The sequence below is a fragment of the Mesorhizobium sp. BR1-1-13 genome (genome assembly GCF_020165515.1).
GTDB lineage: Bacteria > Pseudomonadota > Alphaproteobacteria > Rhizobiales > Rhizobiaceae > Mesorhizobium.
The window spans coordinates 117404-144220 of record NZ_JAIUIH010000001.1; the positions used below are offsets into that span (position 1 = coordinate 117404).

Here is a 26817-nt window from a genome sequence, read left to right on the forward strand (position 1 = left end):
ATGATGATGCGCGCTTCACACGCGATGGTTGTTGCCGATGCTGGAAGGAACTTGCTGGCGCCGCGCGGCAGATCATGCCCGTGTGACGGATGCGGGTTCAGGCCCGGCGGCGCTCCGCTTCGGGGCTCTTGCGCGCCGCCAGGAATTCCTTCACCCGTCGGCCAGGTGCCGGCCCCCGCACCGGCTTGAAGCCATCGTCGAGTTCGCCGGAGAGGTCCAGCGTCGGCCGCTTGCCGACGGCATCGTAGTTCTCCTCCAGCCAGTCGCTGGCGGCGGTACGGCCGAGATCCCGCAGATAAGCCAGGAATGCCCATTCGGCATTGACCTTCGATGATGCCGACAGATCCTTGAAGGCTTCGTCGGCGTCGATGCGGTGCATGCGGATGTCCCGGTACTCGCCCCGCGGCAGGCGGCCGGCGGCGATCAGTTCCTTGACGAAGGCGATCGAGCGGAATTCACGCAGCAGCCCGGCGTTGAAGGTGATCTCGTCAATGCGATTCTGGATCTCGTTGGCGCTCTTGGGCGTTCCCTCGCGCACGACCGGATTGATCTGCACCAAAAGCACGTCCTCGGTGGCAGCCGCTTTGAAGAACGGATAGAGCGCCGGATTGCCGCCATAACCGCCGTCCCAATAGGGCACGCCCTTGATCTCGACGGCGCGGAACAGTTGCGGCAGGCAGGCCGAGGCCATCACTGTGTCGAGGTCGATCTCGCCATCGGAAAACACCCGTAGCTGTCCGGTCTCGACATTGGTGGCGGAAATGAATAGTTCCATCGACTTGCAGGCGCGTACATTATCGAAATTGATCTCCTGCGCGACGACGTCGCGCAGCGGATTGAGGCCGAGCGGGTTGGCGACATAGGGCGAGAACACCCGCGACATCGTGTCGAAGAAGACATAGCCCGGCGTGTTCTCGATCGACCAATTGCCCCAGGCGACGTCCCACGGCGTGCGCTGCACCGGGCTGAACCGGCCCTTCGCCGCCACCGCATGCCAGAAGTCGTCGAGCTTCTTGCGCGCGCCTTCGACGCCGCCGCGAACGAAGCCGTCGGCCAGCGCCACCGCGTTCATCGCACCCGCGCTTGTGCCGGACACCGCTGCGATCTCCAGCCGGCCATCCTCCAGAAGCCGGTCGAGCACGCCCCAGGAAAAAGCCCCGTGCGAACCGCCGCCCTGAAGCGCGATGTTGATCTTCTTCACTTCCTCCGCCTTGCCGTTCTTCGTCATGCGTTCCTGTCGATCCCGGTGCCTGACTTATTGCGCGCCCGGGAATCGGGACGTCAGCGTCACGGCAGACCTATGTTGCAGTGCAGCATATAAGGACGCACCAAGGCAAGAACACGAGCACGGTCGCGTGATCGCATGAAATTTCGATCATGCGGAAACACCTCCGCCTTGTGGCGGAGGGCGCGGTGTATCTTCCAAACAGATTTGATGCTCAGGCGACGAGGTCCGGCATCGGTCCGACATAGCGCGACAGCGGCCGGATCAGCCGTCCCGTCGTCTGCTGCTCGCGCGCATGCGCTACCCAACCGGCGACGCGCCCGGCCGCGAAGACATTGCTGAAGGCTTGGCTGTGAAAACCCGCCGCTTCCAGCACCAGCGCGGTGTAGAACTCGACATTGGTCTGCAGCGAGCGCTGCGGCTTGGCGATGCGAAGCGCCTCGAGCGCAGCCTGCTCGACTGTCTCGGCGAAGGCCAGCCGACGGCCGGTTTCGCCCTCCCCGCCGAGTTGGCGCACAACCGCCTTCAGCACATCGGCGCGCGGATCGCGCACGCGGTAGATGCGATGGCCGAAGCCCATGATGCGTGCGCCACGCGCGAGCTCGCCGCGCAGCCAGCCGGCGGCGTCGCCATGCGCCTGGATGGCGTCGAGCATCTCGATGACAGGGCCGGGCGCGCCGCCATGCAGCGGCCCCTTAAGCGCGCCGAGGCCAGCCAGCACCGACGATGTCAGCCCGGCCTGCGTCGAGGCGACGATGCGCGTGGCGAAGGTCGAGGCATTGAGGCCATGATCGCAGACGGTCACGAGGTAAGTGTCGAGTGCCTTTGCCAGAGCCGGCGTCGGCACGGAACCGTCGAGCATCCTCAGCATATCGGCGGCATGATCGGCCTTCCCGTCGGGCGCGACCGGCTGTTCGCCGCGCTGCATGCGCAAGAGCGCCGGCGTCAGCACGGCGGGCGCCGCGATCAGCCGAAGCGCGTCCGTCAGCGTCTCGCCGTCCGGCAGCAGCGCCATGCCGGCGCGCATGGCGCTATAGACGTCGAGCGGCGCCAGCAGGGGCAGGCAAGGCAAGAGCCGGTCGAACACCTCGACGCGCGCCTGGCCCAGTTTCGCGGCCAGCTCCGCGTCTCCGGGAAGGTCGTCGAAGAAGCCGTTGAGAAGCAGGCGAACGACCTGCGGATAGTTCCATCGCCCGGCCAGTTCCGGCAGGGAATACCCCCGGATCGTCAAGCGGCCGCCCAGCCCATCCACGTCGGACAGCACCGTTTCCGCCGCCACCACGTCATCGAGCCCGTTCGCCATGGCTTTGTCTCCTTGAGCTTCTCCGACATCAAGGATAAGGATGGGCAACACGCGCATCAATCTTGATCAATAGAATCAATATGGGGCCGACATGTCCGAATGGCTGTCGCGGGACGAGGCGCTGGAACGGCTCAAGGTGCGTCCGCAGACGCTCTACGCCTATGTCAGTCGCGGGCGCATCGGCATGCGCCCGGACAGTGCCGATCCGCGCCGCAGCCAGTATCGCGCCGACGATATCGCGGCCCTGACGTTGCGAAGAGCGCGCGGACGCAGCCCATCGGCCATCGCCGAAAGCGCCATCGCCTGGGGCGAACCGTCGATCGTCACCTCGATCTCGACCGTTTCGCACGGGCACCTTGTCTATCGGGGCCGTGACGCCGTTACGCTGTCCGAACATGCCACGCTCGAAGAGACCGCCGCCGTGCTGTGGGCCCTGCCTGAGCCGGTGAGTTTCGAAGCCCCGGCCTCGGATCAATCCCAACAACTCGGCCGAGCCCCGGCCTTCATGCAACTTGCCATGCTCGCCGGCCAGGGGCGGCCTTCACTTGGACGCGGCGCCGCCTCGCTGTGTACCGACGCCGCGCGCGCGATCGGCGTGCTGGCCGGCGCCCTTGGCGCCTCGGCGGGATCCGATCCCGTGCACTTGCGGTTGGCGCGAGGCTGGTCGGTGGATGAAGGCGGGGCGCAGGCTATCCGGCGCGCCCTTGTGCTGCTTGCCGATCACGAACTCAACGCATCGACCTTCGCGGCGCGCGTCGCGGCCTCGACCGGAGCCTCGCCCGCCGCCTGCCTGCTCGCGGGTCTGGCGACACTTTCCGGTCCGCGGCACGGTGGCGCCAGCGAGGCGGTGATGCAGCTCGCGGACGATGCGGCGCGGCACGGCGCCGATGCGGCGATCCGGCGCTGGCTCGGCCACGATAGGCCTTTGCCAGCGTTCGGCCATCCGCTCTATCCCGAAGGCGATCCCCGCGCCACGGCGCTTTTGGCGGCCATCGACAACACCGACAAAATATTGCGATCGCTGGAAATCGCCGCCATTGCCGCGACCGGCGCCCGCCCGAACGTCGACTTTGCCCTGGCCGTTCTGACGCGCAGCCTCGGCCTGCCGCGCGATGCGCCGTTCCAGCTGTTCGCGCTTGGGCGCAGCGTTGGCTGGGCCGCCCACATGGTCGAACAGGCAATGAGCGGCGGCAGCATCAGGCCGCGCGGTCGCTATGAGGGATTATTGCCGTAGGATCGGAAGAAAAGCGCTGCGCGCTCACGACATGGTGTCGAGCTTGCGCTGCATGGCCGCGATCTGGTCCTTCAACTGCTGCAGATCGTCGGGTTTTTCCGGCGTTTCCTTCCTGGCCGGTTCGGCGGGGGCTGCCGCAGGTGCCGAGCCTGCCGGCGGGAAAGGCGTGAACAGACGCATGGCATTCTGGAACATTTCCATGTTGCGGCGCGTCTGCTCCTCCAGCGCCTTGATCGGCGTGGCCATCTTCATCATGTCGAGTGGTGACTTGCCGATGGCGCCCTTCATCTGCTCGCGGAAGCGCTCCTGTTCCTTGGAGAAGGCGATCATCGACTGTTCGAGGAAGCTCGGCACGATCATCTGCATCTGGTCGCCGTAGAAGGCGATCAACTGGCGCAGGAACGGGATCGGCAGCATGTTCTGCCCGTCCTTGTTCTCCAATTCGAAGATGATCTGGGTCAGAACCGGATGCGTGATGTCGTCACCGGTCTTGGCGTCCTGCACCGTGAACTCTTCGCCCTTCTTGACCATTTCGGCCAGGTCCTCGAGCGTCACATAGGTGCTGGTGCCGGTGTTGTAGAGCCGGCGATTGGCATATTTCTTGATGACGATCGGATCGTCTTTCGCAGCCATCTGCATCCTCCCCGGACACCCGCGCGCCTGAGTAAGCCGCCGGCAACGATTGCGCCCGTTCAAAGGATATGCGCAAAAGCGTCACAATTCCAAGCAGTTTGTGCAGTGCGGGATTAATTATCGCTGCATGGCCGGTGAAATATGCTGCGCAGCAGCGGACAGCTTGATGTCGCGGCCGTGCGCAGCTTGCTTGCGGCGCATGGGTGCCCTGCCGATTTCCGGTTTGACTCGCGATTTGGAAAGGGCAAGAAAAGTCTTCAACGACAGAACATCAGCTTGAAGTTTGGAGAACAGAATGCCCGCTTCCAATGCCATCGTCGTCGCCAGCGCGGCGCGCACACCGGTCGGTTCCTTCAACGGCGCTTTCGCCGCCACCCCGGCGCACGAGCTTGGCGCCGTCGTCGTAAGGGAACTGCTGTCGCGCGCCGGCGTCGAGCCGGCCGAGGTCGACGAGGTGATCCTAGGCCAGGTGCTGACCGCGGCCCAAGGGCAGAACCCCGCCCGCCAGGCTTCGATCCTCGCCGGGCTGCCCAGGGAGACCACCGCCTGGGGCCTCAACCAGGTGTGCGGTTCGGGCCTGCGTGCGATTGCGCTTGGCATGCAGCAGATCGCCGCCGGCGATGCCAAGGTGATCGTCGCCGGCGGTCAGGAATCGATGTCGCTGTCACCGCACGCCCAGCATCTGCGCGCCGGCGTCAAGATGGGCGACTACAAGATGATCGACACCATGATCAAGGATGGGCTGTGGGATGCCTTCAACGGCTATCACATGGGCAACACCGCCGAGAACGTCGCGCGTCAGTTCCAGATCACCCGCGAAGATCAGGACCAGTTCGCGCTGGCCTCGCAGAACAAGGCCGAGGCCGCGCAGAAGGCGGGCCGGTTCAAGGACGAGATCGTCGCCTTCACCATCAAGGGCAAGAAGGGCGATACAATTGTCGACCAGGACGAATACATCCGCCATGGCGCGACGCTGGATGCCATGACCAAACTGAAGCCAGCCTTCGACAAGGACGGCACTGTGACCGCCGCCAATGCCTCCGGCATCAACGACGGCGCCGCCGGCGCGCTTTTGATGAGCGAAGCGGAAGCTGCCAGGCGGGGCATCACCCCGCTGGCGCGCATCGTCTCCTGGGCGACCGCGGGCGTTGACCCCGCGATCATGGGCACCGGTCCGATTCCCGCCTCGCGAAAAGCGCTGGAAAAGGCCGGCTGGTCGGTCGGCGATCTCGACCTGATCGAGGCCAACGAGGCTTTCGCCGCGCAGGCCTGCGCGGTCAACAAGGACATGGGCTGGGATCCCTCGATCGTCAACGTCAATGGCGGCGCCATCGCCATCGGCCACCCGATCGGCGCCTCTGGCGCGCGCATTTTCAACACGCTGGTCCACGAGATGCGCCGAAGAGGTGCCAAGAAGGGTCTCGCCACCCTGTGCATCGGCGGCGGCATGGGCGTCGCCATGTGCGTCGAAGCGCTCTAAAAGAGAAGTAAATGGGGAGTAGCGAACAGGGAGAACGGCGTCGGCGCAACGGGATATCTGATCCCTACTCGTTATTCGCTGCTCCCTGTTCACTCTCCCAACCAAAGGGAGGGAGCGCATGACCAAGGTTGCAATCGTCACGGGCGGATCGCGCGGCATCGGCGCGGCAATATCGATGGCGCTGAAGGAAGCCGGCTATTCGGTTGCCGCCAACTACGCCGGCAATGATGAGGCGGCGAGCAAATTCACGGCCACAACCGGCATCAAGACCTACAAATGGTCGGTCGCCGACTACGACGCCTGCGCCGCCGGCATCAAGCAAGTCGAGGCCGATCTAGGCCCGGTCGCGGTGCTGGTCAACAATGCCGGCATCACGCGCGACGCCATGTTCCACAAGCTAACGCGCGAGCAGTGGAAGGAGGTCATCGACACCAATCTCTCCGGCGTTTTCAACATGACGCATCCGCTGTGGAGCGGCATGCGCGACCGCAAGTTCGGCCGCGTCATCACCATCTCCTCCATCAATGGCCAGAAGGGCCAGGCCGGCCAGGTCAACTACTCCGCGGCCAAGGCCGGCGACATCGGTTTCTCGAAGGCTCTGGCCCAGGAAGGAGCCCGCGCGGGCATCACCGTCAACATCATCTGCCCAGGCTATATCGCCACCGAAATGGTCCGGGCGATCGACGAGAAGGTGCTCAACGAACGCATCATCCCGCAAATCCCGGTCGGGCGCCTCGGCGAGCCGGAGGAGATCGCGCGTTGCGTCGTCTTCCTCGCCTCCGAGGACGCCGGCTTCATCACGGGATCGACCATCACCGCCAATGGCGGCCAGTACTTCGCCTGAGGCCTCGCCGGGCTGCCGGCTTCCGGTGCCGATTTGAAGGAGGGCTCGTTCGCCATCCGCTTGGCATGTCCGTGACGCCGTCCGATGATGGCTGTCGGTCTGCTGTTCCAATCCGGCACGTAAAGGTTAATGGCGCCAGCGGGTATTGTGCAAAACTGCATGGACAAGCTGTGCATTGTCGGTGGAAAACCTGTGCGCAACACTACATCTTGTCGTGAACAAACAGGGAAAATCCCGACGTCGCCGATTCGTCGCCCTTTCGTTCCATGTTTGGCCGAAACGTTAACGAGAGCAGCCGCAATCGCCTGTCAAACCGTTAATTCTATTAAGAAAGGTCAACAATTTCATAAGCTTGGATGAAGCAAGGCGGGCTGCCGCGCGGCCTTGCCGGCAAAAGTTAACGGCGGCTCTCGCCTAGCATGAATCGGGCCAATTCCGTGATTCAGCATGTGGTAAGGATCATCAGCCAAAACTCCACATCTAGCCGTGAACAAAACCTGAATCCGGGCGAGTCAGCGATTCGTCGCCGATTCGTTCCAGACTCGTTCCAACCCTTAATCAGCAGCCGAACCGAAACTTGACGGAGGCGGCTTCGAACCGACGGCGGAACATTCCGCTTTCGCTTCGCGCCTGAAATCCCTATGTGTCGCCTGTCATACGCGCCGACCGAGGCGTGCTCCCGACAATGAGAGGCCAGAAAGCCTTATTTCCGAGCCGATGAACATCCATCCGAAACCCACCGAGCCGCTGATCCTGTCGGGTCGCGACGTGACTGCCGTGCTTGGGCCGACCAACACAGGCAAGACCCACCTCGCCATCGAGCGAATGGTGGCGCATGAAAGCGGCATCATCGGCCTACCGCTCAGGCTCTTGGCGCGAGAGGTCTATACCCGCGTCTGCGAAAAGGTCGGTGCCCACAAGGTGGCGCTCATCACCGGCGAGGAGAAGATCCAGCCGCCAGGCGCCAGATATTCGGTCTGTACCGTCGAAGCCATGCCGCGCGAGACCGATGCCGCCTTTGTCGCCATCGACGAGGTGCAGCTTGCCGGTGATCTCGAGCGCGGCCATATCTTCACCGACCGCATCCTGCACCTGCGCGGCCGCCAGGAGACGCTGCTGCTCGGCGCCGCCACCATGCACGGCATCTTGCAGCGCCTGTTGAAAGGCGTCTCGGTGGTGACGCGGCCGCGGCTGTCGCATCTGGCCTATGCCGGTTCGAAGAAGCTGACCCGCTTGCCGCGGCGCACAGCGATCGTCGCCTTCTCCGCCGACGAGGTCTATGCCATCGCCGAACTGATCCGCCGCCAGCAGGGCGGTGCGGCCGTCGTGCTTGGCGCGCTCTCGCCCCGCACCCGCAACGCCCAGGTGGCGCTGTTTCAGTCGGGCGACGTCGACTATCTCGTCGCCACCGATGCCATCGGCATGGGCCTTAATCTCGATCTCGACCATGTCGCCTTCGCCCAGAACCGCAAGTTCGACGGCTACCAGTATCGCAACCTGACGGCGGCCGAACTCGGCCAGATCGCCGGGCGCGCCGGCCGGCACCTGCGCGACGGCACCTTTGGCGTCACCGGCCAGGTCGACCCGCTGGACGAGGAATTGGTCAAGAAGATCGAAAGCCACGACTTTGACCCGGTGAAGGTTCTGCAATGGCGCACAGCGCGTTTCAATTTCGCCAGCCTCGACGCGCTGAAGCGCTCGATTGAGACCAATGCCCCGGTAGAGGGCCTGACCCGCGCGCTGCCGGCAGTCGATGCGCAGGCGCTTGAGCACCTGTCGCGTGACGAGGACATCAGGGCGCTCGCCACCGACGCAAGGCGCGTCGCGCTGCTGTGGGAGGCCTGCGCGCTTCCCGACTACCGCAAGATAGCCCCGGCCCAGCACGCCGACCTCATTGCGTCGATCTACATGGACCTCGCCAGGCATGGCCATGTCGACGAGAATTATATGGCCGAGCAGGTGCGCCGCGCCGACACCACCGAGGGTGACATCGATACGCTGTCGCACCGCATTGCCCAGATCCGCACCTGGACATTCGTGTCGAACCGGCCCGGCTGGCTGGCCGATCAGGCACACTGGCAGGAAAAGACGCGCGAAATCGAAGACAGATTGTCGGATGCGCTGCATGAGCGGTTGACGAAACGCTTCGTAGACCGCAGGACTTCCGTCCTCATGCGGCGCCTTAGAGAAAATACCATGCCTGAAGCCGAAATAAGCCCAACCGGAACTGTCCTCGTCGAAGGCCACCATGTCGGCGAGTTGCAGGGGTTCCGTTTCACCGCCGATCAGAGCGCTGGCGGCGAAGACGCCAAGGCCGTGCGCGCGGCCGCCCAGAAGGCGCTGGCGGCGGAGTTCGAGGCACGCGCCGAACGCTTCGGCGCCTGCGCGAATGGCGACATCGCGCTCGGCTCCGACGGCACGCTGCGCTGGATCGGTGCGCCGATCGGCACGCTGGTGGCCGGCGAGGACGCGCTGAAGCCTCGCCTGGTGCTTTTGGCCGACGAACAACTGACCGGCCCAGCGCGTGACAAGGTCGCGGCGCGCGCCGAGCGCTTCGTCAATTTTCAGATCGAATCCCTGCTGAAGCCGCTGGTCGATTTAAAGAATGCCGAGCAGATATCGGGTATCGGCCGCGGCATTGCCTTCCAGCTGGTCGAGAATTTCGGCCTTATCAATCGCCGCGACATCGCCGAGGAGATGAAGTCGCTCGACCAGGAAGGCCGCGCGGCATTGCGCCGGCTGGGCGTGCGCTTCGGCGCCTATCATGTCTTCGTGCCGGCGCTGATCAAGCCGGCGCCCGCGGGATTGGTGACGTTGCTGTGGGCGCTGAAAAACGACGGCAAGGACAAGCCCGGCTTCGGCGACGTCGTCCATGCGCTGGCATCGGGCCGCACCTCTGTGGTCATCGATCCGGCTTTCGACAAGGCCTTCTACAAGCTTGCCGGCTACCGCAATCTCGGCCGCCGCGCCGTGCGCATCGACATTCTGGAACGGCTGGCCGACCTGATCCGCCCGGCGACCAACTGGAAGCCCGGCCTCGGCCAGCGTCCGGATGGCGCCTATGACGGCCAGTCTTTCATGGTGACGCCGCCGATGATGTCGATTCTCGGCGCCACGGCCGATGACATGGAAGAAATCCTGAAAGGTCTTGGCTATCGTGCCGAGCCGAAGCCGGCGGCCGAAATCAAGGCACGGCTGGAAGCGCAGGACAACGCCGCCCGGGAAGCCGTGGCGGCCAAGCTGGCAGCGGAAGAGACCGCGCGCGCCGAGCAGGCCAAGGCGGCGGAGGCGGCTGCGACGGATACGCCTGCGGAGACATCGGCGGAAGATCCGGAAACCGCGACTGCCCAGACCGCCGTCGAAATTCCTGCTGAACCCATTGCGGAAGCGGCCGAGTCTGTTGCGGAAGAACAACCCGAAGCTCCAGCCGAAGCTACGGAAGGGGTTGCGCCTGTAGCAGAAGCCTTGCTTGAAACTCCTGCCGCCGAAAGCGCCGACGCTCTCACCTCCCCCTCGGCGGGGGAGGTCGCGGAGCGAAGCGAGGGGGGTGACAGCGCCGACGCTCCCCAACAGGGACAGGATGAAGCCGGCGTGCCCGCCGCGGAAGCCGAAGAGCCTAAGCCGATCCTGTTGTGGCGGCAGGGACGCTTCGACCAGCGGCCTCGTCACCGTCACCACGAGAACCGCGCCCGGCCGCGCAACGGCCAGGCGGCGCGCTCCGATGCCCCGGCGGATGCCGCTGGCGGCCAGCCCGGCACCCGGCCCGCTCATGAAGGGCGCCGCGATGGCGCCGGCCAGCCGCGTTTCGATCGCTCGAAGTTCAAGCCCAGGCCGCAAGGCGAAGGCGGGGAACGGCGGGAGAGCAAGCCGCAGGGCGAGCGTTCTGACCGCCGTGAAGGCCGGCCGGGCGGCAGGCCGGAAGGCAAGGGCGGCCCGCAGGGTGGCAAACCCTCGTTCCAGGCAAAACCGCGCGAGGAGCGCCCGGCGCGCTTCGATCCCGACTCTCCCTTCGCCAAGCTCGCCGCTTTGCGCGACCAGCTGAAGAAGTAGCCGCACAGGATCCGATGGTCGCCCCGATGGCCACCGACCGCCAGCGCATCGACAAATGGCTGTTCTTCTCGCGCGCGGTGAAATCGCGCTCGCTGGCCGCCAAACTGGTCGTGGCCGGCCGGGTGCGCATCAATCGCGACAAAGCAGCGCAGGCCTCCGACCTGGTCAAGCTTGGCGACGTCCTGACCATCACGCTGGAGCGGCGCATCTTCATCTGGAAGGTGCTCGATGCGGGAAGCCGGCGGGGCCCCGCCGTGGAGGCACGCACGCTCTACGAAGACATGTCGCCGCCTGCCGCGCCGACGGGCGAGGCGCCTCCCGACGCGATCCCAGGGCTGCGCGAGGCCGGAAGCGGCCGCCCGACGAAGAAGGAGCGCCGCGAGACCGACCGTTTGCTTGGCGATGACTGACCGCCGATGCACGGAGGGAGCATGTATGTTCCTCCACGCCGCCGACACAACGGTCCGAGCACATGACCGATGCCCGCCATTGCCGACCCGTTGGAATTCCATTCCGGCAATGCCGGCATGGCCGGAATGGCCACCCTTGCAAGCGAGCGCCAAAGGCGTTACCTCACGGAAAAAGCCAACAAAAACGGGACGTCCCGGAGCAGATCGATGACCTATGTCGTGACCGACAATTGCATCAAATGCAAATATATGGACTGCATCGAGGTCTGTCCGGTCGACTGTTTCTACGAGGGCGAGAACATGCTCGTCATCCATCCCGACGAGTGCATCGACTGCGGTGTCTGCGAACCGGAATGCCCCGCCGACGCGATCAAGCCCGATACTGAGTCGGGCCTCGACAAATGGCTGCAGATAAACACCGAATACGCCGAGAAATGGCCTAATATCACCGCCAAGAAGGAGCCGCCGGCCGACGCCAAGGCCTTCGATGGCGAGGCCGGCAAGTTCGAGAAATATTTCTCGGCTGAACCCGGAGAAGGCGACTGACAGCGCTGCCGTTTCAACCGGCATGACGCGGCGTAAGAGGTACGGCCTATTAACCGCCTTGACAGGCGGCGTGAACCTGTGGCCTTCGCTTATGCAGCAAAACCTTGATTCTTCCGACTTTTTGTGTTACATGAGCGAAACATGCCGGTGACACAACGTCGATTTATGGCGCTAACGCCCCAAATCACTGAAAGGTGAAAATCCTATATCGGACCAGAGCGATCTGGGCCAGGCGATCGCAATCGTGCGGTTTGCCGGTCCCGGCTTTTCCGGTGGGTTCATCTGTTGTGCGGCTAATGATCGGTAACCCGATCGCGCGAGTTCAGCCGGCACCGCCGCCGGCCCACAACAAGGAGTTCAGGGCGTAATGGCAACGATCACCCCGCAGAAGAAGTCCACCGCTGCACGTCACGGTTTCAAGACCGGCGAGTACATCGTCTATCCGGCGCATGGTGTCGGCCAGATCGTCTCGATCGACGAGCAGGAAGTGGCCGGGCACAAGCTGGAACTGTTCGTCATCGATTTCCAGAAGGACAAGATGCGCCTCAAGGTGCCGGTCGCCAAGGCAACCTCGATCGGCATGCGCAAGCTGTCGGAAGAGGATTATGTCGAGCGCGCACTGAAGGTCGTTCAGGGCCGCGCCCGCGTCAAGCGCACCATGTGGTCGCGTCGCGCGCAGGAATATGATGCCAAGATCAATTCCGGCGACCTGATCTCGATCTCGGAAGTTGTTCGCGACCTCTACCGTGCCGACAACCAGCCGGAGCAATCCTATTCCGAACGCCAGCTCTACGAGGCCGCGCTCGATCGCATGGCCCGTGAGATCGCCGCGGTCAACCGCATGTCGGAAACCGAAGCCGTGCGTTTGATCGAGGTCAATCTCAACAAGGGCCCTAAGCGCGGCGCCAAGGCCGACAATGAGGAAGCCGAGCAGGAAGAAGCTGCCTGAGGCCTTGCGCCTTTTGAGTTTTTGAAAAACCCGGCCTTGCGCCGGGTTTTTTGTTGCAGGCAGTATTTGGAAAGTTGGTGCACGCCCCTCGGCGTGCAATCGCCGTCCATCGAAATAGAAACACCGTGCCTGACGGCCGGCTCACGAGGAGAAATGCCCGGCAGGGGGCAAGGGCAGCGCAGGCCTACGACGAGAAATTACCGCCTTCTCCCCCACCCTCCTTCTCCGCCATTTCCTGCTTTAGCGTCGCGATGAATCGCCTTGTCCGTTCGCGCTCCGGATTGCCGAACAGCACCGCCGCGGGGCCCTTTTCGACGACAATGCCGGCGTCGAGGAACACCACCTCGCGAGCGATCTTTGAAGCAAGCCGCAGATCGTGCGTGGCCATCACCATCGTCGTCCCCTCGCTGGCGAGCCGGCCGAGCACGTCGACGACTTCCTGCGCCAGTTCCGGGTCGAGCGCGGAGGTCGGCTCGTCGCACAAAAGCACCTTTGGCGACGGCGCCAGCGCCCGGGCGATCGCTACCCGCTGCTGCTGGCCGCCCGACAGCGTTGCCGGCCAGGCATCGACCTTGTGCGCCATGCCGACCTTTTCCAGCAGCGCGAGCGCCCGTTCGCGCGCCCGTGCCTGGGGCCACTTCAGCACCGTCACCAGCCCTTCCATGACGTTCTCGATCGCGGTGCGGTGCGGGAACAGCTGGAAGTTCTGGAACACCATGCCGGTCTGCAGCCGCAGCCGCTGAATGTCCCGGGCCGCCACCTTCGCTCCCGGATGGAACTCCAGCGCCTGATCGCCGATACGCACTGTGCCCGAGGTTGGGATCTCAAGCAGGTTGATGCAGCGCAGCAGCGTACTTTTGCCACCACCCGAAGGACCGACCAGCGCGGTGACGCTGCCTTCGGCAATGGCAACCGTCACGCCCTTCAGCACGAGATTGTCGCCGAAGCGCTTTTCGATGTTGGCAAGGTCGATCACGAGCGCGCCTCCAGGAAGCCGCCATAGCGGTTGAGCCGCGCCTCCAACCGCGTCTGCAAGGCCGACAGAACCGAACTCATCGCCAGATAGAGGATCGCCGCCTCGACATAGAGGATCAGCGGCTCATAGGTGGTGGCGACGATGCGCTGCGCAGCCTGGAACATTTCCGGCACGGTGATGGCGGCGGCCAGCGACGTGTCCTTGACCAGCGAGATGAAGGTGTTGGAGAGCGGCGGCACCGCCACGCGCCCGGCCTGCGGCAGGATGGTGCGGCGCATCGCCTGGCTCCAGGTCATGCCGATCGAATAGGCCGCCTCCCATTGCCCCTTTGGCACCGCGCCTATCGCCGCGCGAACGATTTCCGACGAGTAGGCGCCGATATTGAGCGTGAAGCCGATCAACGCCGCGGGAAACGCGTCAAGCAGGATGCCGACCGAGGGCAGGCCGTAGAAGATCAGGAACAGCTGCACCAGGAGCGGCGTGCCGCGGAATATCCAGACGTAGAAACGCGCCACCGCGACCAGGGGCATTGGCCCAAAGAGCCGGATCAGCGCGGTTCCGAGACCGACGCTCAAGCCAAGCAAAAAAGACAGGAGCGTCAGCGGTACGGTGAAGATCAACGCCGCCCACAGCAGCGAAGGCAGCGATTCCAGCATGAGTTGCAGCCAGTGCGGCACGAAAGGCTCCTTCTTGCGACTGCCGTATATCACGCGAAAGGCGGCGGGCCGTCAAAACGGTCCGCCGCCGGGCGATGTCGCGCGGGCCGCCAAAGGCCCGGCCGTAAATTACTTCGAAACGTCCTGGCCGAAATAGGTGTCTGCGATCTTCTGATAGGTGCCGTCTGCCTTGATGTCGGCCAGCGCCTTGTTGATCGCGGCAACCAGTTCCGGATCGCCCTTGCGAACGATGACGCCGGAATAGTCGGCGTTCTCTTCCTGGGCCGCGATCTTCACATTGGCATCCGGCTTGTGCTTCTTGAAATCGAGGAAGGATAGGCTGTCATTGATGGTTGCGTCGGCGCGGCCGGTCAGGAGCAGCTGGATCGACTGGTCGAACCCGTCGGTGCCGACCAGTTCGGCGCCGTTGGCCTCGGCAAGCTTGCCGAAATTCGAAGTCAGCGACTGCGCCGACTTCTTGCCCTTGAGATCGGCGAAGCTCTTGATGTCGGTGTCGTCGCCGCGCACGATCAGCACTGCCTTGGAGGCGATGTAGGGGTCGGAGAAATCGTATTTCGCCTTGCGGGCGTCGGTGATGCCGACTTCGTTGATGACCGCGTCATAGCGGTTGGCATCGAGGCCCGCGATCAGCCCGTCCCATTTGCCCTCGAGGAACTCTACCTTCACGCCGAGCTTGTCGCCGATCGCCTTGGCGATTTCGACATCGAAGCCGACCAGCGCTCCGCCGGCATCATGATAGGTAAAGGGTGCGTAGGTGCCCTCCGTGCCGACCTTGATGACGCCGGCCAGCTTGATCTGATCGAGATTGGCGCCGGCATAGCCTGCGGTAACAGCCAAAACCTGCAAAGTTCCGGCGACGATGAGCGACTTGAGCCATTTCATTTTTCTGTGATCCCGTCCTGGCCTGATATCCGGCATGGTGTGAGCGCTGGAAATTGACAGATGTAAGTTGAAAAAATAAGGAATGGAATTTCAAAAACATCCATCATTGGGAATCGTATTCTACAACTGACGTTTCCGGCGGCGTCTCGAACCCGCCCGGACTTTTTCGCGCAGCTTCCACGCAGCGCCGCCAGCGGCGGAACCTTTCCCGCGCATGGCACGTTTTGCGTTCGTTGTAGGGCAGGACGCCGTCATTTCAAGTCGAGGCGGCTGCCGGGCTTCGAAATGACATCCGTATCGCCTGAGCCAGGGAGCGCCTCATGATGGAAGACACGGCAGGACGGATCATGGTCCGCGCGGCAATGAGAGCTCCCTATCTCGAACGCGACGAGGAGCTGCGGCTGGCGCTGCGCTGGAAAAAGGACAACGACCAGAACGCGCTGCACAGCATCACCGTGGCGCATATGCGCCTGGTCATTTCCATGGCCTCCAAATTCCGTCACTACGGCCTGCCGCTTGGCGATCTGGTCCAGGAGGGCCATGTCGGTCTGCTCGAGGCCGCGGCCCGTTTCGAGCCGGAGCGCGAAGTGCGGTTTTCGACCTATGCGACCTGGTGGATCCGGGCCTCGATGCAGGACTACATCCTGCGCAACTGGTCGATCGTGCGCGGCGGCACCAGCTCGGCGCAAAAGGCTCTGTTCTTCAACCTGCGGCGCCTGCGCGCCCGGCTGGCGAACGGCGCCGCGGAGCCGCTGTCGAACAGGACGCTGTACCGCGAGGTTTCAGCGGCTCTCGGCGTCTCCGAAGCCGATGTCGCGCTGATGGACTCGCGGCTCTCGGCGCCCGACTCCTCCCTCAATGTTCCGCTTGCCGACGATGGAGGCGCGACCGAGCGGATGGACTTCCTGGTGTCGGACGATCCCTTGCCCGACGAGGTCGTCAGCGACACCATCGACATCGAACGCCGCTCGATATGGCTGAAGGCGGCGCTTGCCGCACTCAACGCGCGTGAGCTGCGCATCATCGAGGAGCGTCGGCTGAGCGACGAGGGCGCCACGCTCGAAGCGCTCGGCGAGACGCTTGGCATTTCCAAGGAACGCGTGCGCCAGATCGAGGCCCGCGCCATGGAAAAGCTGAAAGTGGCGCTGGTGAAGCAGAACCCGGAATTCCTCGCCACCGCCGCCTAAATCAATTCCAGGAAAACGAGAGAGCGGGTCAGCGCCGACTATCGGCTATTTGTCGGTGACGATCTTGACCTTGTCGCCGGCCGAAACCGCAGCCCCCGGCGACAGCGCGTTGAGCACCCGGAACAGGTCGAGTTTGCGGTCGACGCCGACCATCTGCGCCGAAAGCGACCCCATCGTCTGCCCCGGCTGGACGGTGACGACGCGGATATGCAGCGGCTTGAGTGCCGCCTTTTCGGCGGCACTCAGAATACGGAACGAGCCGCTGACGGAACGCGCCACGGTGTCGAGCGACGTGCTGGCGGACGGTGCCGCCGTCAGCAGCCGGTAGACCTGGCCGCCGGCGCGGACTACCGCGATATCGAACTGCCAGCCTTCGGCGCCGGCATGCGCTGTCGCCGCCTCGTTGCCGTTGATCGTTTCCTGCCTGACGCTCGCGTCGTCGAGACCGGCCACCCAGCCGCTCCTGATATAATCGGTCAGCGCACGGTTCTTGTCGATCGACACGCCGTCGAAGCGGATCGCAATGTCGCCCGGCCCGGTCGCCGTCACGGCGGCGGCCGAATTGTCGATGATGAAGCCCTCCGGCACCGAGAAGGACACGCCCAAGCCCGGATGCAGAAAGGTCTCGCCGCGCACATAGCCTTCTTCCGGCGTGTCGCCGTAAAGCAGGCCGTCTATGCCGGCGAGAAAGGCGTCGCGATCGCGGGTGCCCACGCCCGGCGGGCCGAACTGGCGGGCATGGCGTTGCGCAAGGTCGATACGCTGCGGCGTATTGGGATGCGTTGCCAGGAAATCGAGGCTGGCGTCGGTGGCGCCACTGATCGAGCGGAAATCGGTGTAGGCCGACATGGACTGCAGGAAACGGCCGGCGGCGTAAGGATCGTAGCCGGCTTCGCCGATCGACTTGATGCCGATCGCGTCGGCCTCCAGTTCCTGGTTGCGCGAAAACTGCGCCAGCCTCAGCTTGCCGCGGATCAGCGCCGCCTTGGCGGTCGGGCTGTCGCCGAGCACGTCGGAAACAACCTTGGTGGCGAGCCCCTCCTCGGCCTCGAGCTGCTGGCGCTGCAGGCCGTGGTTGGCGGTGACGTGGCCCATCTCATGCGCGATGACGGCGGCGAGCTCGGCCGAATCATTGGCCAGCGCCAGCAGGCCGCGCGTGACGTAGAGATAGCCGCCCGGCAGCGCGAAGGCATTGACGTTGGGCGAATTGAGGATGGTGATGCGATAGGTCTGGGTCGGATTGGCCGACACCACCGTCAGGCTGCCTACGACCTTGGCGACCATGCGCTCGAGCTTGGGATCGGAATATTCGCCGCCATAGGTCGCCAGGATGCGTGGATGCTGCGCCTTGGCCAGTTCGGCCAATTTGTTATTGGCCGCGACATTGTCGACCGTGATCGGTTTGTCGGAAGGCTGGAAACCGGATTCCTGGACTTCCGGAGGTGTGAACATCTGGCAGCTTGCCAGGGCCACGACAAAGCCGGCCAGCGCCAGAAAGCGCGCCAGCATTTTCCCTCTTGGTCTTTCCGTGCCGGTCGGCAGAACGGCTTCCTTTCGGGTCTGGCGCATGCCCGCGAAAATCGGGGCGATCCTCGCAAGGGCTCATGCGCAAATCAAAGCATTACAGCATCCACGCCATACCAACGCGCGGCGGATGCTGCAGGCAAATCACGGCCTGCACCGGACCGGTACGGGGCGGACCTAGCCACACTACCTCTGTCATGGCAAGCAATCGCCCCGTCGCCAGGAGCCGGTTTGAGCGTAAATTATGTCCGCTTCCGGGCAATATCTCGTGATCCAGCCTCCCAGGCGCTTGTGCCAACATAGCGCCGGAAAACTTCAGGACCAGCCCCGGCAAAGAAATCATCCGCCTTTCCCTTGGCGGCAACCATGCCGTTGTCGAGGAACACCACCTCCTCACAAATACGGCGTGCGTCCCGTGGCTGGTGCGTGACGAACAGCAGCGTCATGCCCCGCTCGGCATGCACGTCGGCGACAAGATCGAGCATGTCGTCGCGCAAGGCCGGTCCGAGTGAAGCGAACGGCTCGTCCAGAAGAAGCACCGGGCGGTTGCGAACCAGCACGCGCGCCAATGCGACACGCTGGCGTTCGCCTCCCGAAAGTTCGCGCGGCAGGCGTCTTTCCTTGCCCGCGAGGCCCGTGCGCGCGATCGCCTCCGCGATATCAGCGCGGTCGGCCTCGGTCAGCCGCAGCGAGGGCGAGCGGCCGAGCCCGACATTCTCTTCGACCGAAAGATGGGCAAAAAGATTGTTTTCCTGGAACACCATCGACACCGGCCGCGCCGAAGGCGGCGCCGCGCCGACATCGGCGCCGCCGATCAGCACACGGCCGGACTGCGGCGTCTCGAAGCCCGCCACCAGATTGAGCAGCGTCGACTTGCCCGAACCGCTCGGCCCCATGATGGCGGTGATTTTCGACGCGGCGAAATCGACATCGAAAATAAGCGGCGCATCGCCGTAGCTGAACGAGACTGAGTCCAGCCGCACCTCGACTCCCCTTTTCGCACCATTGGTGGCGCCCGCAGCCATCAATCTCGTTCTCCCCTTCCCAGCCAGCTCGCCGCCACCACAAGCGCAAGGCAGACCAGACCGAGCAGCAGCGCCAGGCCGGCGGCGTCCTCGGTACGGTAGCTGCCCATGCGCGCCAGGAGAAGGTAGGGCAAGGTCTGCACGGAATCACTGCCGAACAGTGCGATGACGCCGAGATCGCCAAGTGACAGCGCCATGGCAAACGCGAAGGCGGTGGCCAGCGGCCGTCGCAGCGACGGCCAGTCGACCAGTCGCAACCGGGCCCAGCCCGCTATTCCCAGAAGCGCGCAGAGCCGCTCATGGCGCTCGCTCGCCGCATCATAGGCGGGGCGGATGGCACGGATGGCGAAAGGCATCGCCATGACTGCATTGACGGTGACGACCATGACCGGGGCTATCGCAAAGACATCGCCGACATTGCGCAGCAGAAGGAACCAGCCGGCGCCGATGACGATGGGCGGCACGACCAGGACGAAGCCGGCACCGGTGTCGGTGGCGTGTTCGAGCACAGTCCGCGGACCGGAGCGACGCTTCAGGCTCAGCACGCGGCGCGCCATGGTGAGCGAAAGCGACAACGCAACCGACAGCAGCGCCGACAGGAAGGCCAGCACGGCGCTGGTCAGCGTCGCCTGCCGCACGGCCGTCTCGCCGGCGAGACGGCCGAGGTCAGCGCCGAGGCCTGACATCACCGTCGCCGTCATCGGCCCAGCGACAAACAAAAGGGCCAGCACGACGAGCGCGGCATTCAGCGCGGTCTCGGTCCTGCCGGCCGAGACATAGCGGCGCGGCGCAACCGGCAGATTGGCGTCACCGGTGGTGTTGGCGCCGAGCCGCGTCAACGCCAGCACCACGACAAAGGTCAGCGCGATCTGCAGCAGCGTCAGCGCCACCGCACGCGCGGGATCGAAATCGAAACGCAGCGCCTGGTAGATGCCAACCTCCAGCGTCGTCGCGCTGGGGCCACCGCCCAGCGTCAACACGATCGTGAAGGATGTGATGCAGAGCATGAACACCAGGCCGGCGACGCCCGGCAGAGCGGCGCGCAGTGTCGGCCACTCGATCAGCCGGAAAGCCGGTGCGGCACCCATGCCGAGCTGGCTCGCCAGCCGCCACTGGTCGGCTTGGATGGTTTGCAGCGCTTCGAGAAACAGCCGCGTGGCCAGCGGCAGGTTGAAGAAGACATGAGCGACGAGGATGCCGGAGAGGCCATAGATGCCCGGCCAATGGTAACCGTCGACGGAACCAAGAAAGCCGGCGAAATAGCCGGCGCGGCCGTAGAGCGCCAGGATGCCGAGCGCCGCCACGATCGCCGGCAGCGCCAACGGCAGGGCGAAGAGCTGGAGGATGAAGCCGCGGCCGCGAAAGTGCGGATGGCGCGACAGCGCGCGAGCCACGAACAGGGCCGGCGCCACCGACAGCAGCGTCGAAAGCGCCGCCTGCCACAACGTAAAGCGCACGACGCGCAGGAGATAAGGATCGAACGCTGCCCAGGCTCCGGAGAAATTGTTTGCGCCTTCGAAAAGAAGACCCGCAAACGCGCCGCCGATCAGCAGCGCGATCGCCGCAAGCGCGAGGATGCCGGCGGAGATGCGGGGGTCAGACGCGCGCTGCACGCTGGGCCGCCCAAAGGACCTTTAGCGAGCGTCGCGTTCCTTCGCGCCCCCCTCTGTCCTGCCGGACATCTCCCCCACTTGGGGGGAGATTGACTGCTTCAGCGCTCCACCCTCTCCTGTGACGTCGCCAATTGGCGAAAGCCGTCGTGACGGCCAATCTCCCCCCTCGTGGGGGAGATGTCCGGCAGGACAGAGGGGGGCGCCGTAGAGCACTCATCGTTCGATCATACGACCCAACTACTTGCTCATCACCGCCAGCCATTCATCCACCCATGCCTTGCGGTTGGCCGCGACCTCCTCGGGACTGAACAGCAAGGTCTTGGTCGGTTTGACCAGTCTGTCGAAGGCCGGATTGAGCGGCTTGTCGGTCTTGCCGGCCGGGAACATCCAGTTGGTCTCGGGGATGGCATCCTGGAATTTCGGCCCGGTCATGAAGGCGATGAACTTTTCCGCCAGCGGATTTTTGGCTCCCGTCGTGGTGATGCCGGCGACCTCGATCTGCAGATATTCGCCCTCCTCGAAGGAAGCGGCCTGATAGCGCTCGGTGTTCTCGGCAATCATGTGGTAGGCGGGCGAGGTCGTGTAGGACAACACCATCGGCGCCTCGCCCTTGGTGAACAGGCCGTAGGCCTCGCTCCAGCCCGGCGTCACGGTCAAGACCTTCGCCTTGAGCTTGGCCCAGGCCTCCGGCGCCTTGTCGCCATAGACCGACTTCACCCATAACAGCAGGCCGAGGCCCGGCGTCGAGGTGCGCGGATCCTGAATGACGATCTTGTCGTCGGCACTGCCCTCGACCAATTCCTCCAGGCTCTTGGGCGGCGTCTTCAGCTTCTGCGTGTCATAGATGACGGCGAAATAGCCATAGTCGTACGGGACAAAGACGTCGTCGTTCCAGCCGCCCGGCACATTGAGCCCGGTCACGGCGCCGTGCGGCGCAAAAAGGCCGGTGGCCCTGGCATCGGCGGTGAGATTGGTGTCGAGGCCAAGCACGATGTCGGCCTTGGTCGCGGTCCCTTCCAGCTTGACGCGGTTGAGCAGCGCGACGCCATCGGCGACCGAGACGAAATCGACATCGCAGCCGCATTCAGCCTCGAATTCCTTCTTCACCACCGGGCCGGGACCCCAGTCGGCGGTGAAGCTCTCATAGGTGTAGACGGTGAGTTTGTCCTTGGCCAAGGCCGGCCCGGAGAAAACCACGACCATTGCAGAGACAAGGGCGTATAAAAGCGTGCGCATCGGCGCCTCCTTCGTTCGCGTTAAAGGAATTGAGGCGTCGGACTGTCCGAAACGTCTAATCCCTCCGCCGGTACAAACCGGATCAGGTTCAGCGGGTTGGCGAGACTGCCTCTCAGCCGGTCCGCGAAATATCGCGTCCGGCACCCCGTTAGAGCGCCTCGACACATAGGCCCGGCCGGTGAACCGCGCAAGTGGCTGTTTGCCGGCCTTCCGTTTCCGCCGCCGGGCTGGTAAGGGCCACACGATATGAGCACATTCACCATCTTGCTTGGCGGCGATCTCATCCGCACGCCACGGCTCGACCGTCAGGTCGAGGGAACCCGCGTCATCGCCGCCGATGCCGGCATCGGCCATGCGTGGACGCTCGGCCTTGTGCCGGAACTGTGGGTCGGCGATTTCGATTCCGTGCCCGCCGGCCTGCCGGATGAGTTGGCTGCTGTGCCGCGCCGAACCTTTCCGGCAGAGAAGGACGCCACCGATGGCGAACTCGCGATATCGGCCGCCCTGGAGCGCGGCGCGACCAGCCTCGTTCTTGCCGGCGCCTTCGGCGGCAAGCGCGCCGACCATGCCTTCCTGCACATGGCGCTCGCCCTGCGGCTGGCCGGGGCCGGGACAAAGGTGCTGTTGACCAGCGGCGCGCAGGAAGGCGTGCCCCTGGCGCACGGCACGGCCCGCTTCGACTATCCCGACGGCACCCTGTTCTCGATCCTGGGTTTTTCCGAGCTTGCCGGGCTGACCGTCGCCGGCGCGAAATGGCCGCTTGACCGCGTCAAGGTCGCGTTCGGCTCGTCGCTGACCATCTCCAACGAGGTCAAGGGCAGGCTGGAGATCGCGTTGGGAGCGGGCCGCGCGCTGCTGCTCGCCCATCCCTATCCCTTGCCAGAAAGCTGATATGGCGCCGCCTCTTCTCAATCTCGACGGAATAAAACTGACCTTCGGCGGCACGCCCCTGCTCGACGGCGCCGACTTGGCAGCGTCGGCCGGCGACAAGATTGCGCTGGTCGGCCGCAACGGGTCCGGCAAGTCGACGCTGCTCAAGATCGCCGCCGGGCTGATCGAGCCGCAAGACGGCGAGGTGTTCCGCCAGCCATCGGCGACCGTCCGCTATCTGCCGCAAATGCCCGACATGGACGGCTTCGCAACCGTGCGGGCCTATGTCGAGGCCGGGCTCGGTCCCGCCGACGATCCTTATCGCGCCAGTTACCTGATGGAGCATCTCGGCCTCTCCGGCGAGGAGCGGCCAGGCGACCTCTCCGGCGGCGAGGCCAGGCGCGCCGCCCTTGCCCGGGTCATGGCGCCCGAGCCCGATATCCTGCTGCTCGATGAGCCGACCAACCATCTCGATCTCTCGGTGATCGAATGGCTGGAAGAGGAGCTCGTCCGCACCTCCTCGGCTCTCATCGTCATCTCGCACGACCGCCGTTTCCTCGAGCGCGTCTCGCGCGCCACCGTCTGGCTCGACCGGGGCCAGACGCGCCGGCTGGATAAGGGCTTTGGCCAGTTCGAGGAATGGCGCGACCAGGTGCTTGAGGAAGAAGAGCGCGAACAGCACAAGCTCGGCCGCCAGATCGTGCGCGAGGAACACTGGCTGCGCTATGGGGTGACCGCGCGGCGCAAGCGCAACATGCGCCGCCTGGGCGAATTGCAGACCATGCGCCAGCGTTTTCGCGGCCATCGCGGCGCCGAAGGGGCCGCGACCATGGTGGCCAGCGACGCCGCCGAATCCGGCAAGCTGGTGATCGAGGCCAGGAACATCGAGAAGAGCTTTGGCGATCTTACCGTGGTCAAGGGATTCTCGACCCGCATCCAGCGCGGCGACCGCGTCGGCCTGGTAGGGCCGAACGGCGCGGGCAAGACGACGCTCCTGAAGATGCTGACCGGGGAGTTGCAGCCGGACGCCGGTTCGGTGCGGCTCGGCACCAATCTGGAGATCGCCACGCTCGACCAGAAGCGCGAGGCGGTCGATCCGCAGGAGACGCTGGCGCAATATCTCACCGACGGGCGCGGCGAGAACCTTGTCATCAATGGCGAGCAGCGCCACGTCGTGTCCTACATGAAGGATTTCCTGTTCAAACCGGAACAGGCGCGCACGCCGGTGCGCGAGCTTTCCGGCGGCGAACGCGCGCGGCTGATCCTGGCGCGTGTGCTGGCGCGGCCGGCCAACCTTCTGGTGCTCGACGAGCCCACCAACGATCTCGACATGGAAACGCTGGAGTTGCTGCAGGAACTGGTCGCCGGCTTTGCCGGCACGGTCATCCTGGTCAGCCACGACCGCGATTTCCTCGACCGCACCGTGACCAGCGTGATCGCGCCGGACGGCGGCGGTCGCTGGGTCGAATATGCCGGCGGCTATTCCGACATGCTGGCGCAGCGCGGCGGCACCAGGCTCGATGACCGCAAGGCGCGGGCGAAGGCGGATGCAAGCGAGGCCCCGACGGCCAAGGCGGACAGCGCCACCGCCAAAGCCCCGGCAAAAAAACTCTCGTTCAAGCAGAAATTCGCGCTGGAATCGCTGCCCAAGAAGATCGAGGCGGTCACAGCCTCGATCTCACGGCTGGAGAACAACATCGCCGATCCCGCCTACTACGAGCGCGATCCGGCCTCGTTCCAGAAGACCATCGCCGCCCTCGACAAGGAGCGCGCGACACTGGCGGCACTGGAGGAAGAGTGGCTCGAACTGGAGATGTTGCGCGAGGAGATGGAGGGGTGAGCATTGCATGCGCTACGTTATGCGCCTCTATTATGCGCATAAAAGAGGGCTCTCTCCGTGCTTCAATCGACGCCAAAGCCTCAGCGAAAGTCGGTCAACACATCCATTGACGCTCAGCTGATCAACGACGCCAAAGCGTTGGGCATCAATCTCTCCCGCGCCGCCGAGGCAGGTATCGCAAAGGCCATCGCGGTGGAAAAAACGCGTCGGTGGCAGGAAGAGAACAAGGAAGCGATCGAACGCTCGAACGCTTATGTCGAGCGCAACGGGTTGCCATTGGCCAAACGCCGGCTGTTTTGATGGCACGCTACGATCTTTATCGGAATAGCGATGGCAACGGTTATCTTCTTGAGCGGCTGAGCACGAGAGTGGTCATTCCACTGATGCCGTCTGATATAGCCCCGGTTCCCGGCTGCCGACTGAACCCGACCTTCCCTATAGATGGCAAGGATCATGTAATGGTCACCCAGTTCATGTCGGCCTTGACGGCCTCCGAATTGCCGGATGCCAAGGGGATCTCTCCAGGCATCACGACGACATCGTCTCCGCGCTCGACATGCTGTTCCAGGGTTTCTGACCGACGTCGACTTTACCTCAGCCGGCCGTCTTCGCCTGCCAGGCCTTGATGGCCTCGTCGAACACCTTCTCGCCGGGAATGCCTTTTTCCATCGTCAGCAACGCTCGTCGTCCGGTCTTGTAGACGACGGGCACGTCGATCCAGTCCTGTCCCCGAAGCAAGGTCAGGTTGGCGTCCTCGTCTGCCTTGGTGTCGTTGAGCGCGACGAGGAAGAAGCCGTCGGCGATCTTGGCCGGAATGCCTATCAGCGGACTGCCGGCGTCCTGCTCGGAACTCTTCATGGCCACGCGCAGGATGTTATCGACGCCGCCGCCTTCGAAACCGTCGGGCGTCAGGAAGATCATCTCGATGATGTGGCTGGCCGGCAGCGTCTGGTCAGTGTTGCGGCGGATGGTCATACGCAACTGGATGTCCTTGCCAGGAATGGTCGCCTCGGCGCGGATCGCCGGCTCAGGCGGCAGGTCGCCGCCGGGCGATTCCTGCACCAGCGACCAGACGATGTTGCCCGGCTCGGCCGAACCCTGCGCGGTGCTGGTGCGCTCCTCGTAGAAGATCGCCTTCTGGCCGACCGGCAGAGAGGTTTGCGTCGGCGCACCGGCCGGCGCGGGCGGCGTGGCGGCGTTGTCAGCCGGCGCCGCGGGTGCCGTTCCATTGGCGGGTGGCGCCGTTGGCGCAGCGCCCGGTGCAGGGGGCGTGGTCCCGGCGGGCGCGCCTGCGGCCGGCGTGCCTCCTGCCGGAGCCGACAAGGCCGGGGCGGTCGTGGCTGAAGGCGGCGTCGTCAGCGCCGCGACGGACTCGCCCTCGCCCACGCCGCTCTGTCCGCCGGCCGGGCCAGGATCGACCTCGCTTCCTTGCGGTGTCAGTCTTTGAGTGAACTTCGGTGTCCCTTCGGGCTCGGCACCGCTGGCCGCAGGTGCCGGGGGCGTTGCCGCCGCATCGCTCGCCGGTTTGGCGGGTGTCAATTTGACCGGCTCGGTCTTCGCGACCTTGCTGCCGGCGCCCAGACCCAGAAGCTTGCCGAAGGCATCCTTGTTTAGCCAGATGCCATAGCCGCCGCCGGCAATGACCAGCAACGCAACCGCAGCGGCGATCAGCCCGCCATAGCTGCGCTTGCGTTCAGCCGGACGCAGGCGCTGGAAAGTGTCGGCGGTCGCAGGCTCTTCGTCGCTCGCAAAGACATCGGCATGCTCGTCGTCCTGACCCGCGTCCAGACCAGGCTGAGCCCTGTCGTCGAACTCCGGGGCCGGCTGCACCGGTACGGGCTTTTGCCAGTTCGACTCGACCTCGGCGGTCGGCGATGCGGGCCTGGAGATGTCAGGCTTCGGAGCGGGGGGCGCAGGCTTATAGGGTTCAGCGTTCGGGGCGGGCGCTGCCGGCCAGGCCGGCTTCGCCTTTACCGGCTGCTTGGTATGGGTCGACTGGTTCTTGTTGCGGTCGATGGAGGAAAATATGTGTTCCAGTTCCGCAAGCGGATCGCTCTCCGGCACGCTTTTGGCATATTCGCGCTCGAGCCTCGATATGGCGTCTTCCAGGCCGCGCTTCTGCCTTTCGGCATCCGACGGCGAAAGCGGCGGCTCGCGCTCGGCAATCTTCTTTGCAATCGTCGAGCGCGCTTTGTCGTAGACTTTGGCCCGCAGCTCCGGCGTAGGATCGCCAAAATTGTTTATCGTATCCCTCAGAGCAGAAACGAAATCTTTCGCCATGCGTCAGTCGACCTGTATTGTGCTCCGGACCGG

24 protein-coding genes and 1 riboswitch are annotated in these 26817 nt (G+C 64.5%); of the genes, 12 read left to right on the forward strand and 12 right to left on the reverse strand.

Features of this window, described 5'->3' with window-relative positions; translation table 11 throughout:
- Positions 1–97: 97 nt before the first annotated feature.
- Entirely contained in the window at positions 98–1228 is a 1131-nt protein-coding gene (locus LB533_RS00640; RefSeq protein ID WP_224676435.1) for a patatin-like phospholipase family protein, read from the reverse strand.
- 211 nt (positions 1229–1439) lie between these two features.
- Positions 1440–2528 (reverse strand): citrate synthase/methylcitrate synthase, encoded by a 1089-nt coding sequence (locus LB533_RS00645; protein ID WP_224676436.1) that lies wholly within the window; start codon positions 2526–2528, stop codon positions 1440–1442.
- A 91-nt stretch (positions 2529–2619) separates the two neighbouring features.
- Between LB533_RS00645 and LB533_RS00650 the strand changes: the two genes are divergently transcribed.
- A complete protein-coding gene (locus LB533_RS00650) occupies positions 2620–3762 on the forward strand; it encodes a citrate synthase (RefSeq protein ID WP_224676437.1) in 1143 nt (380 codons plus the stop codon).
- A 24-nt stretch (positions 3763–3786) separates the two neighbouring features.
- On the opposite strand, the gene phaR is transcribed toward LB533_RS00650, so the two are convergent.
- Together phaR and LB533_RS00660 are read right to left on the reverse strand one after the other, a co-directional pair.
- Positions 3787–4395 (reverse strand): polyhydroxyalkanoate synthesis repressor PhaR, encoded by a 609-nt coding sequence (phaR, locus tag LB533_RS00655; RefSeq protein WP_140493348.1) that lies wholly within the window; start codon positions 4393–4395, stop codon positions 3787–3789.
- Positions 4396–4512: 117 nt separating this feature from the next.
- The gene (locus LB533_RS00660; protein ID WP_224676438.1) at positions 4513–4710 is read right to left on the reverse strand and encodes a hypothetical protein; all 198 of its coding nucleotides are present in this window, start codon (positions 4708–4710) and stop codon (positions 4513–4515) included.
- On the opposite strand from LB533_RS00660, the gene LB533_RS00665 reads away from it, so the two are divergent.
- The 6 genes from LB533_RS00665 (at position 4691) to LB533_RS00690 (ending at position 12674) form a co-directional block, all read left to right on the forward strand.
- Positions 4691–5875, forward strand: coding sequence for an acetyl-CoA C-acetyltransferase (locus LB533_RS00665; protein WP_224676439.1), 1185 nt, complete (start codon positions 4691–4693; stop codon positions 5873–5875). The genes LB533_RS00660 and LB533_RS00665 overlap by 20 nt on opposite strands.
- 118 nt (positions 5876–5993) lie before the next feature.
- Entirely contained in the window at positions 5994–6719 is a 726-nt protein-coding gene (phbB, locus tag LB533_RS00670) for an acetoacetyl-CoA reductase (RefSeq protein ID WP_140627981.1), read from the forward strand.
- 717 nt (positions 6720–7436) lie between these two features.
- On the forward strand, positions 7437–10769 hold the full coding sequence (locus tag LB533_RS00675) for a helicase-related protein (protein WP_224676440.1): 3333 nt from the start codon (positions 7437–7439) through the stop codon (positions 10767–10769).
- A 26-nt stretch (positions 10770–10795) separates the two neighbouring features.
- Positions 10796–11179: an RNA-binding S4 domain-containing protein gene (locus LB533_RS00680; RefSeq protein ID WP_224676441.1), complete on the forward strand. Its 384-nt coding sequence runs from the start codon at positions 10796–10798 to the stop codon at positions 11177–11179.
- 207 nt (positions 11180–11386) lie between these two features.
- Entirely contained in the window at positions 11387–11725 is a 339-nt protein-coding gene (gene fdxA / locus LB533_RS00685) for a ferredoxin FdxA (RefSeq protein ID WP_140493333.1), read from the forward strand.
- A gap of 367 nt (positions 11726–12092) precedes the next feature.
- Entirely contained in the window at positions 12093–12674 is a 582-nt protein-coding gene (locus tag LB533_RS00690; protein WP_006327799.1) for a CarD family transcriptional regulator, read from the forward strand.
- Between the two features lie 184 nt (positions 12675–12858).
- Here the strand turns inward: LB533_RS00690 and LB533_RS00695 are convergent, their stop codons facing one another.
- The 3 genes from LB533_RS00695 to LB533_RS00705 all read right to left on the reverse strand — a co-directional run bounded on the left by LB533_RS00695 (position 12859) and on the right by LB533_RS00705 (position 15209).
- Positions 12859–13650, reverse strand: a complete 792-nt coding sequence (locus LB533_RS00695) for an amino acid ABC transporter ATP-binding protein (protein ID WP_140654769.1) — start codon at positions 13648–13650, stop codon at positions 12859–12861.
- Positions 13647–14327: an ABC transporter permease subunit gene (locus LB533_RS00700; protein ID WP_224676442.1), complete on the reverse strand. Its 681-nt coding sequence runs from the start codon at positions 14325–14327 to the stop codon at positions 13647–13649. The genes LB533_RS00695 and LB533_RS00700 overlap by 4 nt, the downstream gene beginning before the upstream one ends.
- Before the next feature lie 108 nt (positions 14328–14435).
- Positions 14436–15209, reverse strand: coding sequence for an amino acid ABC transporter substrate-binding protein (locus LB533_RS00705; RefSeq protein WP_224676443.1), 774 nt, complete (start codon positions 15207–15209; stop codon positions 14436–14438).
- 320 nt (positions 15210–15529) lie between these two features.
- Here LB533_RS00705 and LB533_RS00710 point away from each other — a divergent pair, with 320 nt between their 5' ends.
- On the forward strand, positions 15530–16396 hold the full coding sequence (locus LB533_RS00710) for an RNA polymerase factor sigma-32 (protein ID WP_140493315.1): 867 nt from the start codon (positions 15530–15532) through the stop codon (positions 16394–16396).
- Between the two features lie 45 nt (positions 16397–16441).
- Here the strand turns inward: LB533_RS00710 and LB533_RS00715 are convergent, their stop codons facing one another.
- The 4 genes from LB533_RS00715 to thiB form a co-directional block, all read right to left on the reverse strand.
- Positions 16442–17905 (reverse strand): M48 family metalloprotease, encoded by a 1464-nt coding sequence (locus tag LB533_RS00715; protein ID WP_140641358.1) that lies wholly within the window; start codon positions 17903–17905, stop codon positions 16442–16444.
- Between the two features lie 257 nt (positions 17906–18162).
- Complete coding sequence (thiQ, locus tag LB533_RS00720) at positions 18163–18945, reverse strand: thiamine ABC transporter ATP-binding protein (protein WP_140641356.1); 783 nt, start codon at positions 18943–18945, stop codon at positions 18163–18165.
- Positions 18945–20558 (reverse strand): thiamine/thiamine pyrophosphate ABC transporter permease, encoded by a 1614-nt coding sequence (thiP, locus tag LB533_RS00725; protein ID WP_224676444.1) that lies wholly within the window; start codon positions 20556–20558, stop codon positions 18945–18947. The genes thiQ and thiP overlap by 1 nt, the downstream gene beginning before the upstream one ends.
- Before the next feature lie 237 nt (positions 20559–20795).
- Positions 20796–21794, reverse strand: a complete 999-nt coding sequence (thiB, locus tag LB533_RS00730; protein ID WP_224676445.1) for a thiamine ABC transporter substrate binding subunit — start codon at positions 21792–21794, stop codon at positions 20796–20798.
- A 42-nt stretch (positions 21795–21836) separates the two neighbouring features.
- Positions 21837–21952: riboswitch (TPP riboswitch) on the reverse strand.
- Between the two features lie 88 nt (positions 21953–22040).
- Between thiB and LB533_RS00735 the strand changes: the two genes are divergently transcribed.
- The 4 genes from LB533_RS00735 (at position 22041) to LB533_RS00750 (ending at position 25130) form a co-directional block, all read left to right on the forward strand.
- Positions 22041–22685: a thiamine diphosphokinase gene (locus LB533_RS00735; RefSeq protein ID WP_224676446.1), complete on the forward strand. Its 645-nt coding sequence runs from the start codon at positions 22041–22043 to the stop codon at positions 22683–22685.
- 1 nt (position 22686) lies between these two features.
- Positions 22687–24504 carry an ABC-F family ATP-binding cassette domain-containing protein gene (locus LB533_RS00740; RefSeq protein WP_224676447.1) on the forward strand — a complete coding sequence of 606 codons (1818 nt, stop codon included), beginning with the start codon at positions 22687–22689 and terminating at the stop codon, positions 24502–24504.
- Positions 24505–24561: 57 nt separating this feature from the next.
- The gene (locus tag LB533_RS00745) at positions 24562–24804 is read left to right on the forward strand and encodes a type II toxin-antitoxin system CcdA family antitoxin (RefSeq protein WP_140641344.1); all 243 of its coding nucleotides are present in this window, start codon (positions 24562–24564) and stop codon (positions 24802–24804) included.
- An 83-nt stretch (positions 24805–24887) separates the two neighbouring features.
- A complete protein-coding gene (locus tag LB533_RS00750) occupies positions 24888–25130 on the forward strand; it encodes a CcdB family protein (protein ID WP_246674453.1) in 243 nt (80 codons plus the stop codon).
- Here LB533_RS00750 and LB533_RS00755 read toward each other — a convergent pair.
- Positions 25099–26784: a hypothetical protein gene (locus LB533_RS00755; RefSeq protein WP_140641342.1), complete on the reverse strand. Its 1686-nt coding sequence runs from the start codon at positions 26782–26784 to the stop codon at positions 25099–25101. The two genes, LB533_RS00750 and LB533_RS00755, sit on opposite strands and share 32 nt — an antisense overlap.
- Between the last annotated feature and the right edge of the window lie 33 nt (positions 26785–26817).

What these genes read in the sequence shown, in the direction of transcription:
- LB533_RS00735 (WP_224676446.1), top strand. Translation starts at nt 22,041, where the DNA reads ATGAGCACATTCACCATCTTGCTTGGCGGCGATCTCATCCGCACGCCA.
- LB533_RS00675 (WP_224676440.1), top strand. Translation starts at nt 7,437, where the DNA reads ATGAACATCCATCCGAAACCCACCGAGCCGCTGATCCTGTCGGGTCGC.
- phaR (WP_140493348.1), bottom strand. Translation starts at nt 4,395, where the DNA reads ATGGCTGCGAAAGACGATCCGATCGTCATCAAGAAATATGCCAATCGC.
- fdxA (WP_140493333.1), top strand. Translation starts at nt 11,387, where the DNA reads ATGACCTATGTCGTGACCGACAATTGCATCAAATGCAAATATATGGAC.
- LB533_RS00740 (WP_224676447.1), top strand. Translation starts at nt 22,687, where the DNA reads ATGGCGCCGCCTCTTCTCAATCTCGACGGAATAAAACTGACCTTCGGC.
- LB533_RS00750 (WP_246674453.1), top strand. Translation starts at nt 24,888, where the DNA reads ATGCCGTCTGATATAGCCCCGGTTCCCGGCTGCCGACTGAACCCGACC.
- phbB (WP_140627981.1), top strand. Translation starts at nt 5,994, where the DNA reads ATGACCAAGGTTGCAATCGTCACGGGCGGATCGCGCGGCATCGGCGCG.
- LB533_RS00665 (WP_224676439.1), top strand. Translation starts at nt 4,691, where the DNA reads ATGCCCGCTTCCAATGCCATCGTCGTCGCCAGCGCGGCGCGCACACCG.
- LB533_RS00640 (WP_224676435.1), bottom strand. Translation starts at nt 1,228, where the DNA reads ATGACGAAGAACGGCAAGGCGGAGGAAGTGAAGAAGATCAACATCGCG.
- thiB (WP_224676445.1), bottom strand. Translation starts at nt 21,794, where the DNA reads ATGCGCACGCTTTTATACGCCCTTGTCTCTGCAATGGTCGTGGTTTTC.
- LB533_RS00705 (WP_224676443.1), bottom strand. Translation starts at nt 15,209, where the DNA reads ATGAAATGGCTCAAGTCGCTCATCGTCGCCGGAACTTTGCAGGTTTTG.
- LB533_RS00645 (WP_224676436.1), bottom strand. Translation starts at nt 2,528, where the DNA reads ATGGCGAACGGGCTCGATGACGTGGTGGCGGCGGAAACGGTGCTGTCC.
- thiQ (WP_140641356.1), bottom strand. Translation starts at nt 18,945, where the DNA reads ATGGCTGCGGGCGCCACCAATGGTGCGAAAAGGGGAGTCGAGGTGCGG.
- LB533_RS00710 (WP_140493315.1), top strand. Translation starts at nt 15,530, where the DNA reads ATGATGGAAGACACGGCAGGACGGATCATGGTCCGCGCGGCAATGAGA.
- LB533_RS00715 (WP_140641358.1), bottom strand. Translation starts at nt 17,905, where the DNA reads ATGCTGGCGCGCTTTCTGGCGCTGGCCGGCTTTGTCGTGGCCCTGGCA.
- LB533_RS00690 (WP_006327799.1), top strand. Translation starts at nt 12,093, where the DNA reads ATGGCAACGATCACCCCGCAGAAGAAGTCCACCGCTGCACGTCACGGT.
- LB533_RS00755 (WP_140641342.1), bottom strand. Translation starts at nt 26,784, where the DNA reads ATGGCGAAAGATTTCGTTTCTGCTCTGAGGGATACGATAAACAATTTT.
- LB533_RS00660 (WP_224676438.1), bottom strand. Translation starts at nt 4,710, where the DNA reads ATGGCATTGGAAGCGGGCATTCTGTTCTCCAAACTTCAAGCTGATGTT.
- LB533_RS00650 (WP_224676437.1), top strand. Translation starts at nt 2,620, where the DNA reads ATGTCCGAATGGCTGTCGCGGGACGAGGCGCTGGAACGGCTCAAGGTG.
- LB533_RS00680 (WP_224676441.1), top strand. Translation starts at nt 10,796, where the DNA reads ATGGCCACCGACCGCCAGCGCATCGACAAATGGCTGTTCTTCTCGCGC.